Annotated in this window: 12 protein-coding genes; 1 reads left to right on the top strand and 11 read right to left on the bottom strand. The window is 70.3% G+C overall.

From position 1 onward, the window contains the following. Positions 1-7: 7 nt before the first annotated feature. From hslU to JGR64_RS12300, 10 genes are all read right to left on the bottom strand, one after another. Positions 8-1,399 carry an ATP-dependent protease ATPase subunit HslU gene (gene hslU / locus JGR64_RS12255; RefSeq protein ID WP_233348251.1) on the bottom strand — a complete coding sequence of 464 codons (1,392 nt, stop codon included), beginning with the start codon at positions 1,397-1,399 and terminating at the stop codon, positions 8-10. 8 nt (positions 1,400-1,407) lie between these two features. Next, positions 1,408-1,959 (bottom strand): ATP-dependent protease subunit HslV, encoded by a 552-nt coding sequence (gene hslV, locus JGR64_RS12260; protein ID WP_199373676.1) that lies wholly within the window; start codon positions 1,957-1,959, stop codon positions 1,408-1,410. Positions 1,960-2,064: 105 nt separating this feature from the next. Continuing rightward, on the bottom strand, positions 2,065-2,994 hold the full coding sequence (locus JGR64_RS12265) for an amidohydrolase family protein (RefSeq protein ID WP_199373678.1): 930 nt from the start codon (positions 2,992-2,994) through the stop codon (positions 2,065-2,067). 75 nt (positions 2,995-3,069) lie between these two features. Continuing rightward, positions 3,070-3,960: a tyrosine recombinase XerC gene (xerC, locus tag JGR64_RS12270; protein WP_199373681.1), complete on the bottom strand. Its 891-nt coding sequence runs from the start codon at positions 3,958-3,960 to the stop codon at positions 3,070-3,072. 49 nt (positions 3,961-4,009) lie between these two features. Next, entirely contained in the window at positions 4,010-4,684 is a 675-nt protein-coding gene (locus tag JGR64_RS12275) for a DUF484 family protein (RefSeq protein ID WP_199373682.1), read from the bottom strand. Beyond that, the gene (dapF, locus tag JGR64_RS12280) at positions 4,681-5,493 is read right to left on the bottom strand and encodes a diaminopimelate epimerase (RefSeq protein WP_233348253.1); all 813 of its coding nucleotides are present in this window, start codon (positions 5,491-5,493) and stop codon (positions 4,681-4,683) included. Before dapF ends, JGR64_RS12275 begins: the two co-directional genes overlap by 4 nt. A 52-nt stretch (positions 5,494-5,545) precedes the next feature. Beyond that, the gene (locus JGR64_RS12285) at positions 5,546-5,821 is read right to left on the bottom strand and encodes a lipoprotein (protein WP_199373684.1); all 276 of its coding nucleotides are present in this window, start codon (positions 5,819-5,821) and stop codon (positions 5,546-5,548) included. A 59-nt stretch (positions 5,822-5,880) separates the two neighbouring features. Continuing rightward, complete coding sequence (locus tag JGR64_RS12290; RefSeq protein ID WP_199373686.1) at positions 5,881-6,288, bottom strand: YbaN family protein; 408 nt, start codon at positions 6,286-6,288, stop codon at positions 5,881-5,883. Between the two features lie 56 nt (positions 6,289-6,344). Then, on the bottom strand, positions 6,345-8,525 hold the full coding sequence (locus tag JGR64_RS12295) for a S9 family peptidase (protein WP_199373688.1): 2,181 nt from the start codon (positions 8,523-8,525) through the stop codon (positions 6,345-6,347). A gap of 78 nt (positions 8,526-8,603) precedes the next feature. After that, the gene (locus JGR64_RS12300; RefSeq protein WP_199373690.1) at positions 8,604-10,715 is read right to left on the bottom strand and encodes a prolyl oligopeptidase family serine peptidase; all 2,112 of its coding nucleotides are present in this window, start codon (positions 10,713-10,715) and stop codon (positions 8,604-8,606) included. Positions 10,716-11,136: 421 nt separating this feature from the next. Here JGR64_RS12300 and JGR64_RS12305 point away from each other — a divergent pair, with 421 nt between their 5' ends. Next, entirely contained in the window at positions 11,137-11,751 is a 615-nt protein-coding gene (locus JGR64_RS12305; protein ID WP_199373692.1) for a lipocalin family protein, read from the top strand. 25 nt (positions 11,752-11,776) lie between these two features. Here JGR64_RS12305 and JGR64_RS12310 read toward each other — a convergent pair whose 3' ends face one another. Next, positions 11,777-12,745 carry a YafY family protein gene (locus JGR64_RS12310; protein ID WP_199373694.1) on the bottom strand — a complete coding sequence of 323 codons (969 nt, stop codon included), beginning with the start codon at positions 12,743-12,745 and terminating at the stop codon, positions 11,777-11,779. Positions 12,746-12,852: the final 107 nt, after the last annotated feature.

Below are 12,852 nucleotides of genomic sequence, written 5' to 3' on the forward strand. Positions count from 1 at the left end.
CTCCTGCTCAAAGGATGTAGCGACTCAGGTCCTGGTCCTGGACCAGCTCGCCAAGCTGCGCGTCGACGTAGGCGCGGTCGATCACCACGCGGTCGCTGCGGTCGGGCGCCTCGAAGCTGAGCGTGTCGAGCAGGCGCTCGAGCACGGTGTGCAGGCGGCGCGCGCCGATGTTCTCCTGGCGCTCGTTGACCTGCGCGGCGATCTCGGCGAGCCGCTCGACCGCGTCGGGCGCGAACTCCAGGTTGACGCCCTCGGTCCTGAGCAGTTCCACGTACTGCCGCGTCAGCGACGCCTTGGGCTCGGTCAGGATGCGCACGAAATCATCCTTGGTCAGCGCCGACAGCTCGACGCGGATCGGGAAGCGGCCCTGCATCTCCGGGATCAGGTCGCTGGGCTTGGCGAGGTGGAACGCGCCGGAGGCAATGAACAGGATGTGGTCGGTCTTCACCGAGCCGTACTTGGTGCTGACGGTCGAGCCCTCGACCAGCGGCAGCAGGTCGCGCTGCACGCCCTCGCGGCTGACGTCGGCGCCCATGCCCTCGCTGCGCTTGGCGACCTTGTCGATCTCGTCGATGAACACGATGCCGTGCTGCTCGCAGGCCTCGATCGCGGCCTCGCGCACTTCGTCCTCGTTGACCAGGCGGCCGGCCTCTTCCTCGACCAGCTGCGGGCGCGCGGCGCGGATGCTGACGCTGCGCTTCTGGGTCTTGCCGCCGCCGAGGCTGGAGAACATCTGCCGCAGCTGCTGGCCCATCTCCTCCATGCCGGGCGGGGTCATGATGTCGACGCCGACATTGGCACTCAGCTCGATCTCGATCTCGCGGTCGTCGAGCTCGCCGGCACGCAGCTGGCGGCGCAGCTTCTGGCGCGTCTCGGACTCACGCGCCGACGGCTCGGCGCCGATGTCGACGGTGGTCGAGGGCTGCGCGACCGGGTTGAAGCCGAAGCCCGGCGTCGACGCCTCGCGCCGCGGCAGCAGCGCATCGAGGATGCGGTCCTCGGCGCGTTCTTCCGCCTGCGTGCGCACCTTCTGCTTGGCCTGCTCGCGGTACAGCTTGACCGCGGTGTCGGCGAGGTCGCGGATGATCTGCTCGACGTCCTTGCCGACGTAGCCGACCTCGGTGAAGCGCGTGGCCTCCACCTTCACGAACGGCGCGTTGGCGAGCGTGGCCAGGCGGCGCGCGATCTCGGTCTTGCCGACGCCCGTGGGGCCGATCATCAGGATGTTCTTGGGCATCACCTCGTTGCGCAGCTCGTCGTCGAGCTGGGCGCGGCGCCAGCGGTTGCGCAGCGCGATGGCGACCGCGCGCTTGGCGTCCTGCTGGCCGACGATGTGGCGGTCGAGCTCCTGCACGATCTCGCGCGGGGTCATCGAGGCGTGCGAGTTGTCCACTTTCATGCGCATGTTCACAGTTCCTCGACCACCACGTTGCGGTTGGTGTAGATGCAGATGTCGCCGGCGATGTTGAGCGCTTCGATGGCGACCGATTTCGCATCGAGCGCGGTGTGCGCGAGCAGCGCGCGCGCGGCGGACAGCGCGTAGGGGCCGCCGGAGCCGATCGCGACCAGGCCGTCCTCCGGCTCGATCACGTCACCCGTGCCGCTGATGATCAGCGAGGTGTCCTTGTCGGCCACCGCGAGCAGCGCCTCGAGCTTTCCGAAGCGGCGCTCGGTGCGCCAGTCCTTGGCGAGCTCGACGGCCGCGCGAGTCAGCTGGCCGTGCTTCTCGAGCTTGGATTCGAACAGTTCGAACAGGGTGAAGGCATCGGCGGCGGCGCCGGCGAAGCCCGCGAGGATCTGGCCGTCCTTGCCAAGGCGGCGCACCTTGCGCGCGTTGGACTTCATCACGGTGTGGCCAAGCGTGACCTGGCCGTCGCCGGCGATCGCGACGCGGCCGTCGCGGCGCACCGACACGATGGTGGTGGCGTGGAAGACATTGGGGTTCTGGCTGGGGTCCATGCGGCCTCCGGGTCTGAACCCTCGAGATGGGGCCGCGATGCCCCGCATCAACCTCCCGCGCCACTGGCGCCGGCGCGACCGCCGCCAGCAGCGGCGTCGCGGCCGCTAGTCCGCGCCGGCGGCCGACTCCGCTGCCCTGCCCGCCGCCTCGAGTTTCAGGAACCGCGCCGCGTTGTCGTGGAAGATCGCGCGCTTCTGCGCGGGCGTGAGAAAGACCGCGCTGTCCACGCCTTCGACCGCCAGCGTGATCGCTTCCGGCCACACCATCTGGTCGGAGCCGAACATCAGCCGGTCGCCGAGCCCAGCGGTCATCAATGACTGCAGGTAATCGTGGAACTCCTGGCGCGGGATGATCCAGTTGATCACCGACACATCCGCGTGCAGCTGCGGGTACACGTACATCAGCGCCTTGGTTTCCTGCAGGTAGGGCCAGCCGGCGTGCATCAGCCACACGCGCAGCTTCGGATGGCGCTTGAGCATCGGCTCGAGCAGCTTCGGGTTGCCGAGTTCGACGCTGAACTCCGGACAGCAACCGTAGGGCGTGCCCGGCGGACCGAGGCCGGTATGGATGCCGACCGGGACATCGAACTCCTCGGCCAGCGCCAGGTAGGGTTCGAACCAGGCGGCGCCGGCGTCGAGGCCGTGGTACTGCGCGCCGATCTCGCCCAGCACCTGCAGCTCGCCGCTGGCGAAGGCCTTGCGCAGCACCTCCGGCGGCGGCAGCCGCGTGCGCCCGTCATCCATGAACGCACCTGCGCGGATCGCATCGCCACCGGCCTTGCGCATGCTCGCCATGTACGCGTCCGGACCGCTGACCAGGCCGAGCACGATGCCGTGGCGGCGCATGCGCTCCAGCGTCAGGCGCTCGCGGTCGGCATCGGTGCCTGCACTCGTCGGCTCGCCGGTGGCCGGGTTCGGCGCGCCCGGCGCGGCCGGTCCAACGTGCAGGTGCACGTCGATGATCGGGCCGTCGTAGGGCTGCGCGGCCACGGGCGCGGCGAGGAGCAGCAGGAACGCGAGCAGGGTCAGGCGCATGGCGGGATTCCCGGTGGACATCCATGCGTAGTACGCGGCGCGACGGGCGCAACGGCCAGCGGCCCGGTGTGCCGCCTATTCCTTCGCGCGCCGCTTCGCGCGCGGGTGCGCGGCGTCATACACCTTGGCCAGGTGCTGGAAGTCGAGGTGGGTGTAGATCTGCGTGGTGGCGATGTCGGCGTGGCCGAGCAGCTCCTGCACGCCGCGCAGGTCGCCGGACGACTCGAGCATGTGGCTGGCGAACGAATGCCGCAGCAGGTGCGGGTGCACGCGCTTGAACAGGCCCTGGCGCTGCGCCAGCAGGCGCAGGCGCAGCTGCACGGCGCGCGCACTGATGGGGCCGCCGCCGCGGCCGGGGAATACCGGCGCATCGGCCGTGGCACCGGTGTCCGCGCGCCATGCGGCCAGTGCACGGCAGGCATGCGAGCCGACCGGCACGCTGCGTTGCTTGTTGCCCTTGCCGGTCACGGTCACCAGGCCGTCGGCGAGGTCGAGCTCGCGCCAGCGCAGGTTGCGCAGTTCGGCCAGGCGCAGGCCCGAGGAATAGAACAGTTCCAGCAGCGCGCGATCGCGCAGCCCGAGCGGCGCATCGGTGGGCACTTCCACCAGCGCCACGGCTTCATCGGCATCCAGCACCTGCGGCAGCTTGCGCGGTGCCTTGGGCGCGCGCACGCCGGCGGCCGGATTGGCCGCGATGCGGCCGTGCTTCAGCTGCCACTGGTAGAAGCTGCGGCAGCCGGACAGGCGGCGCTGCAGGCTCTTCGGCGACAGGCCGCGGCGGTGCTCGTCGGCAACGAACGCACGCAGCTGCAGCGACTGCAGCTTGAGCAGGTCGCGTTCGCCCTGCCCCTCCGCCCAGTGCGCCAGCGCCTGCAGGTCGCGGCGGTAGGCATCGAGCGTGTGCGCCGACGCACGCCGCTCCACTTCGAGGTGGGCCAGGAAGTCGTCGATCGCGGGATCGGTCACGGCCGCCGGGTCCGGTCGCGCGCGGTGCAGGCTGCGCCGCGCGCAATGCTCATGGCTGGTGGCGCTGCAGGGCGGCCGCGAAGGCCTCGCCCATCATCCGCAGGAACAGCGTGCCCATGCCGGGGTAGAAGCGGTTGGGATCGCTGCTGCCCACCGCCACCAGGCCCACGCCCTCGACCGGCAGCAGCGCGGTGGACGCGACGTCATCGGAGCGCGTGGCGTACAGCACCGCCTGCTTGTCGGGGTGCAGGCGGCCGCAGAGCGGTTCGCAGTCGCGCAGGCAGTCGGCGAACGGCTGCAGCACGCGATCGTCGCGCGCAATGACCTGCAGCCACTCTTCCTCGGCCAGCCCCGCTACCGGCGCGAACAGCACCACGCGCACCAGGTCGCCGTTGAAGTCCTCGGCCAGCGTGGCCACCATCGCCCGCACCACGCCTGCCGGATCCTGCGGGCGCATCAGCGCCAGGGTCAGCTGGTGGGTGCGCACCGCGAGGCGCTCGTTCTCCTGCGACACCGCGTACAGGTCCTGCAGGCGGCGCGAGAGCTCGCGGTTCTTGTCGCGCAGCACCTCGAGCTGGTAGCTGGCCAGCGATGCCGCCGGGCCGTCCTCGCGCGGCACCACCAGGCTGATCGCCAGGTCCGGGAACTGCTGCAGGAACTTCGGGTGGCGCCGCAGCCAGGCTGCGACTTCGTGTGCGCCGATCTTCTCGCCGGTCTCGCTCATGCGTTGAATCTTCCTTCGTAGACGAACGTGGCCGGACCCGCCAGGCGGATGCCGCCGTCCGGACCATGGTAAATGCGCAGCTCGCCGCCGGGCAGCGCAACGGTCACGCCGCGCGCGCCATCGACGCGCCCGCGCCGCGACAGCACCGCGACCGCGGCGCACGCGCCGCTGCCGCAGGCCAGCGTTTCGCCGACGCCGCGTTCGAACACGCGCAGGCGGATGCGATCGGGCGCCACCACCTGGGCGAAGCCGACGTTGGCCGAATCCGGAAACGCCGCGTGGCGCTGGAGTGCCGCGCCGAGCGTCGCGACCGGTGCGGCGTCGACGTCGTCGACCTCGAGCACGGCGTGCGGGTTGCCCATCGACACGGCGCCGAAATGGACCGCTGCACCGTCGAGCGTGAGTTCGTAGCCGTCCACAGCGTCGTCGAAACCGGCCAGCGGCACGGCCGCCGGCGCGAAGTCCGGCGCGCCCATGGCAACTTCCACCAGCCCGTCGCCCAGCATGCGCACGTGGTGCCGCGCCACCGGGCTGTCGAGCATGAAGTCGTCGCCGGCGGCGCCGTCGCGGACCAGCCAGGCGGCGATGCAGCGCGCGCCGTTGCCACACTGCTGCGAGGGCGAGCCGTCGGCGTTCCAGATCGCATACGACGCGATCGCACCGGGCCCATGCGGCGCGGCGATGGTCAGGATCTGGTCGCAGCCGACGCCGCGGTGGCGGTCGGCGAGCAGGCGGCACAGCGCGGCATCCGGCGGGGCCGCGCCACCGCGCAGGTCAAGCACCACGAAATCGTTGCCCGCGCCATGCATCTTGCTGAAGCGCAGCGCCTGCGCGGCGGGGATGGCCGCCACCGACCCGCCCTCAGCCGTTGTCGTCGTCGCCGTCGTCATCGACGGCGGGCGGCTCTTCGCCATCCACCGGCACGTCGACCGGCACGGTCACCGGCTCGGTCGGCAGCGGCGGGTCAAGCTCGTCGACGGGGCGAGGATCGGCTTCGGCGCCGGCATCGATGGCCGCCGCGGACGGCGCGGGCTCGGCATCGGGCGCGGGCGGCGGCAGCAACGGACCCTTGTTGCCGCAGGCGGACAGCAGCAGCGCGGACAGCAGGGTGGCGGGCAGCAAAGGGCGAATGTTCATGCGCCCAGTCTAGCGCCGGCCCGTGGCCGTGACGACCGGCCGGGGCGAGAGAGCGTGCGCTACGAGACGGGCGGCTCGGGCCGCCGCCACAGCCACGTGGCCACCACCGCCATGCACGCGATCGGCAGCGCCACCGCCCACCAGCGCGCGTAGCCGGTCAGCCAGGCCACCGCCACCAGCACCAGCGCGCTGGCGGCCATCGCGCTGCTCGCCATCCACTTCGAGCGCCGCGCGACCGCGCCGTGCTCATGCCAGTCGCGGATCATCGGGCCGAAGCGCGGATGCGCGAGCAGCCAGCGGTGCAGGCGCGCGGAGCCCTGCGCGGCGGCCCAGGCGGACAGCAGGATGAACGGCACCGTGGGCAGGCCCGGCACCACGATGCCCACCAGGCCGAGTCCCAGCGCCACATAGGCGAGCAGCCACCAGGCCCAGCGGAACCGCACGCGTCTGTGGGGCATGTCATCCATGGCGGCATCATGCCGCGCGCGGCGGGCGACGACCGCCCTGCCGCGCCTGGATACGGTCAGCGCGCGCCTGCGGCGCCGGCATCCACCCCGAGCTGGTCGAGCATGAACGCATACATCTCGGCCAGTTCGCGGTAGCGACGGAAGCGGCCGGACTTGCCGCCGTGGCCTGCGTCCATGTTGGTGCGGAACAGCACCGTCGCACCCGAGGTGTCGAGGTCACGCAGGCGCGCGACGTACTTCGCCGGCTCCCAGTACTGCACCTGCGAATCCCACAGGCCGGTGCCGATGAACATCGCCGGGTAGGCCTTGGCCTCGAGGTTGTCGTAGGGCGAGTAGCGGAGCATGTAGTCGTAGTCGGCCTTGCGCTCCGGGTTGCCCCACTCGTCGTACTCGTTGGTGGTCAGCGGGATGCTGCGGTCGAGCATGGTGGTGACCACGTCCACGAACGGCACCTGCGACAGGATCAGCCGGTACCTGTCCGGCGCCATGTTGGCGATCGCGCCCACCAGCAGGCCGCCGGCGCTGCCGCCGTAGGCGGCGACGCGGTCCTTCGCCGCCCAGCCTTCGGCCACCAGGTGGTCGGTGACGTCGATGAAGTCGGTGAAGGTGTTGATCTTGTTGCCGAGCTTGCCGTCGTCGTACCACTTGCGGCCCATCTCCTGGCCGCCGCGGATGTGGGCAATGGCGTAGACCATGCCGCGGTCGAGCAGGCTGGTGGTGGTCAGGCTGTAGCCCGGGTCCATCGACATGCCGTAGCTGCCGTAGGCGTACTGCAGCAAAGGCGCGGTGCCGTCCTTCCTGAAGCCCTTGCGGTAGACCAGCGACACCGGGATGCGGCTGCCGTCGCGCGCGGTGGCCCAGCTGCGCTCGGTGGCGTACTTCGACGGGTCGTAGCCGATCACCGGCTGCTGCTTGAGCAGGCGACGCTCGCCGCTGAGCACGTTGAGCTCGTAGGTGGTCGCCGGCGTGGTCAGCGAGGTGTAGCCGTAGCGCAGCCACGGCGTGCCGGGTTCGGCGTTGATGGACAGTCCCATCGAATACGCCGGCTCGTCGGCGGCGACGTACTCGTCGCCATCGGCTTTCAGCACGCGCACGCGCTCGAGCGCGTTGGAGCGCTCGGCGATCGCGGTGAAGCCGTCGAACAGCTCGAAATCCTCGAGCAGCACGTCGTCGCGGTGCGCGATCCATTCCTTCCACTCCGCGCGCGAGGTGGCGCCGGTGGGCGCGGTGGCGAGGCGGTAGTTCGGCGCCTTGTTGCCGTCGGCGTCGGGCGCGTTGGTGAGGATCACCCAGCGGCCATCGAAGTGGTCGGCGTCGTACTCGACGTCGCGCTCGCGCGGCGCCAGCACGGTGAAAACGGAGGGAGCGGCGGCCGGCGCGCAGCGCAGCTCGCTGGACACGGTGCTTTCCACGCCGATGCAGATGAAGCGGTCGTCGCGGCTGCGCGAGAGCCCCATGTAGAAGCTGTCGTCCTCCTCTTCGTAGACAAGCACGTCGTCGGCCACCGGGGTGCCGAGCACGTGCTTCTTCACGCGCACGGTGAGCAGGGTCTCGGGGTCGTTCTCGACGTAGAACAGGGTCCTGTTGTCATCGGCCCAGACCATGTCCGCGGAGAGCCCGGGGATGGACTCCGGATAGTCCTTGCCGGTCTCGAGGTCGCGGAAGCGGATCGTGTACTGGCGGCGGCCGACGGCGTCGTCGGCCCAGGCGAGGATGCGGTTGTCGGGGCTCACCTCATAGACGCCGACGCTGAAATAGTCCTTGCCCGCGGCCATCGTGTTGACGTCGAGCAGCACCTGCTCGGCGGCGAAGTCGCCGGCCTCGTTGCGCTGCATGATGTCCGCGGCGCCGATGCCGTCGGCATCCTTGCGGCGCGCGTGCACGGGGTAGTCCTTGCCGGTCTCGTAGCGCTGGTAGTACCACCAGCCACGCTCGCGGAACGGCACGCTGGCGTCGTCCTGCTTGATGCGGCCCACGAACTCGTCGTACAGCACGTCCTCGACCTGCTTCAGCGGCGCCATCACCTGGTCGACGTAGGCGTTCTCGGCTTCGAGGTAGGCCAGCATCGCCTTGTCCTCGCGGGTGTCGTCGCGCAGCCAGTAGTACTCGTCGCCGCGCACCGCACCGTGCGGCGCGCGCACCTCGTGCTGGCGCTTCTCGGCGTCGGGCGGCGTGGGCGCCGCGGCGTGGCTGGTGGCGGTCATGAGCAACAGGCCTGCAAGTGCGATGGGTTTCATGGGATGGGGTCCACGGAGGCGGGATGCAACGGGGGCGCCCTCAAGGCGCCCCCGTGGTGGTGTCGGCCTGCGTCGGGATCAGTTGCTGTCGCGACCGATCTGCTGCCAGAGGAACGTCAGGTACAGCGCCTCCATGTGCGCCGCCTGGCGGTTGTTGGCCGCGCCGCCGTGGCCGCCCTCGATGTTCTCGTAGTAGCGCACGTCCTTGCCGGCTTCGGACATGAGCGCGTGCATCTTGCGCGCATGGCCGGGGTGCACGCGGTCGTCGCGCGTCGAGGTGAGGATCAGCGTGGCCGGATAGTCACGGGCGGCATCGAACAGGTGGTAGGGCGAGAACGTCTGGATGAACGCCCACTCCGCCGCGACGTCCGGGTTGCCGTACTCGGCCATCCACGAGGCGCCGGCGAGCAGCTTGTGGTAGCGCTGCATGTCCAGCAGCGGCACCTGGATCACCACCGCGCCGAACAGCTCCGGGTACTGCGTGAGCATGTTGCCGGTAAGCAGGCCGCCGTTGCTGCCGCCACGGATGCCAAGGTGCTTCGGAGACGTGATCCCGCGCGCGATCATGTCCTGCGCGACCGCGGCGAAGTCCTCGTAGGCCTTGTGGCGGTTGGCCTTCAGCGCCGCCTGGTGCCAGCGCGGGCCGTACTCGCCGCCGCCGCGGATGTTGGCGACCGCGTAGGTCCCGCCCTTCTCCAGCCAGCCCTTGCCGACGCTGCCGGAGTAGCCCGGGGTCAGCGAGATCTCGAATCCGCCGTAGCCGTACAGCAGCGTCGGGTTGCTGCCGTCGAGCGCCATGCCCTTCGGGTGCACCAGGAAGTACGGCACCTTGGTGCCGTCCTTCGACGTGGCGAAGTGCTGCTCGATCTCATGCTTCGCGGCATCGAAGAACACCGGCATGCTCTTGAGGACTTCAGGCTGCCCGCCCACCTCGACCAGCGACAGCGTGCTCGGCGTCAGGTAGTCGGTGACCGTCATCCACAGCGCGTCGGATTCCTCGTCGTCCACCGCCGAGACCGCGACCGTGCCGAACTCCGGCGCGCCGGCGAACTCAGCGCGCGCCCAGCCCTCGACACCCGGGGTCAGCACGCTGAGCCGGCTCTTGACGTCGTCCAGCACGTTGAGGACGAGGTGGTTGCGGGTGAAGGTGGCGCCGGCCAGCGACGTGGTGTCGGTGGGCTCGAACAGCACCTGGAACTCGCGCTTGCCGGCCATGTAGTCGTCGAACTTCGCCGCCAGCAGCGAGCCCGCCTTGTACGACTTGCCGCCGACCTGCCAGGGCTCGCGCAGCTCCAGCGTCAGCCACTCGCGGTGCGCGCCCTTGATGGCCGAGTTGGGTGCGTCGATCTTCGCCAGCGCACCGTCGGCGTTCCGCAGGTACAGCTCGTCGTTGTAGAAGGCCAGGGTGCGGGTGACGAAATCACGCGTGAAGCCCGGCGTGTGGTCGCGCATCGCCGCGATGTACATGTCATCGGGCTTGCCTTCGTACACCACCGTGGCCGAAGTGATCGGCGTGCCGCGCGTCCACTGCTTGACGATGCGCGGATAGCCGGAGCTCGTGAGCGAGCCGTCGCCGAAGTCGGTGTACACGTAGACGGTGTCGCGATCGATCCACTGCAGGCCGCCCTTGGCCTCGTCGCGGAAGAAGCCGCCATCCACCCACTGCAGCGTGGACAGGTCGAACTCGCGGGTGACGTCGGCATCGGCGCCGCCGCGCGACAGCGCGACCAGGCAGCGCTCGTACCCGGGCTTGAGGCAATTCGCGCCGTGCCAGACCCAGTTCTCGCCTTCGGCCTTGTTCAGGGCGTCGAGGTCGAGCACCGTCTCCCACTTGGGCTGCGGCTTGCGGTATTCGTCGAGCGTGGTGCGGCGCCAGAGGCCGCGCTCGTGGTGCTTGTCCTTCCAGAAGTTGTAGTACCACGCACCCTGCTTGTAGACGCCGGGAATCTTGTCATCGGAGTCGTGGATGGCGAGCAGTTCGGATTCGAGCGCCTTGAAGCCCGGCGTGGCGGCCAGCTCGGCTTCGGCCGCGGCGTTCTGTTCGCGTACCCAGGCGAGCTGCTTCTCACCCTCCACGTCCTCCAGCCACTGGTGCGGATCGACCACTTCGGGCTCCTTTTCCTGGGCGATGGCGCCGAACGCGGTGACCGCCAGTGCGGCAAACAGGCAGGCGTGGGACAGCTTGGGCATACGGCAACTCCAGCGGTTCGGACGTGGCCGGCCACGCTAGCACAGCGTCCACGCCAGGGCGGCCGCCGAAAGTCCCGGTGCGGCGCACGGCCAGCAGCGCCAGCCAGGCGCAGGCCGGAAGGCCCGGCAGCCACAGCGCGAGCCAGCCGAACGTGGCGCTCGCCGCGCGCGCCTGCGGCAGCGACAGCAGCGCCACCACGGCCACGAACACCAGGCCGAGGAGGCCGCGGGCCAGCCAGTCGCCGTCGGCGACCGGAGCCGCGCGGCGCGCGCGGTGCAAAGAGCTGTGACAATCAACGGTCATGGCAATCCTCCACAATGGATGCGCAGGTTCGGCCGCGGCCATCTCAAGGGCTGCGACCGGCGTTGACACTACGTTCGCCACGCGTGGTCGATCCTGCGCCCACCCCCGGACCACGCGATGACCGCCAAGCTGAAACTCCGCACCGCACCGCCGATATTCCACCTGCTCTGCGCATCGGCGCTGGCGTTGCTGCTGGCGGCGTGCGGCACGACCCGCGGCGCGGCCGAGGCCGACGCTGACGCGAAGGCTCCGGCGCTGGACGCGCTGATGGGCGACTGGTACGTGGCGGCCCGCGTGCCGTGGTTCGGCGAACGCGGCCGCGTGGCGCACCGGGTCCGCTTCACGGCCGACCGCGACGACCGCGTGGCGGTGCATCGCAGCTGGCGCAAGGGTTTCACCGAGGTCGAGGAGAGCGACGACACCACCGCACGTCGCAGCGGCCACGGCGATCGCGTGTGGACGGTGCGCCTGTACGGCGTGATGCCCAACAAGCTGCGGATCCTCGAAATCGCCGAAGACGGCACTTGGCTGCTGATGGATTCGCAGGGCCGCGATATCGCCTGGATCCTGACCCGCGCGCAGGTGGTGGAAGACGCCGCCTACCTCGAACTCGAGAAGCGCATCGGGCGCCACGGCGTCAACACCGACAAGCTGCGGCGCGTGCCGCAGGTGCCGGAGCAGGAAGGCAAGCTGGGCTTCGAACCCGCCGCGGTGCCGTCCACCGGGCGCTGACGCGCCCCTGCCAGCCCCGCAGCGGTCAGCCTTCGTAGTTCGTCAGCGCCAGCGCCAGCAGCGTGCGCGCCTGTTCGCGCAGTGACGGCGGCTCGATGATCTCCGCGTCGCTGCCGTAGTGCAGCACGTCCATCAGAAGTTCGCGCGGCGCGCTGTACGGCACCTTGAGTTCGTAGCGGCCGTCGGCAAGGTGCCGTCCCTGCTGCTGCGAATGCCAGTGCTCGTCGGCCACCCAGCGCGCGGCCTTCGCGCTGAACATGATGGTGGCCACGCCCTTGGGCGCGCCCGAGAAGATGCCGTAGCTGCCGCCGAGGTGACGATCGAGCTCCGCCTCGTCGACATCGATCGCCACCACCTCCAGCGCCTTCGCCTGCACGACCCGATCCACCGAGAAGCTGCGCAGGCCTTCGCGTTCGTGGTCCCAGGCGTCGAGGTACCAGTTGTCGCGGTAATGCGTGATGCGCTGCGGTGACACCGTGCGCCGCGTCTTCTCGCCGGTGGAGCGTGCGCGGTATTCGAACGCGAGCTGCCTGCGCTCCAGCACCGCCGAACAGACCACGCGGAAGGCGTGCTCGTCCAGGCGCCGGGTGCGGTGCGGGATGACGCGCACGCGCTCCATCGGCAGGCGCTTGCCGCTGGCGTGCTGGCTCAGCAGCTTGTCGATGCGCGACTGCAGCGGCGCCAGCGCCGACGACAGCACGCCGCCGCCGCTGCGCGACAGCAGCTGCTGCGCGGCCAGCAGCGCGTGCAGCTCGTCCGAGCTCAGCCACAGGCCGGGCAGCTCGAAGCGGTCGCTGTCTTCCGCCGCGTAGCGGAACCCGGCGTCGCCGTCGCCGGTCACCGGCGCCATCAGCGCGTCGCGCAGGAATGCGAGGTCGCGGTACGCGGTGGCGCGCGAGCAGCCGAGCTCGTCCTGCAGGCGCGCCACCGTGACCGGATAGCGCGCCGACTTCAGGATGCGGTGCAGCGAGAGGATGCGTTCGTAGCGGTCCATGCAGGGGCCCTTGTGGACGATGGCCGGCGCCGCCGGCAGCCCCGCTATTCTGCCTCCTGGAACGCCGCCGGACGACGCCAGCGCGGCGGCGGTGACATAGGCACAAT

Source organism: Luteimonas sp. MC1572, assembly GCF_016615815.1.
Lineage (GTDB): Bacteria > Pseudomonadota > Gammaproteobacteria > Xanthomonadales > Xanthomonadaceae > Luteimonas.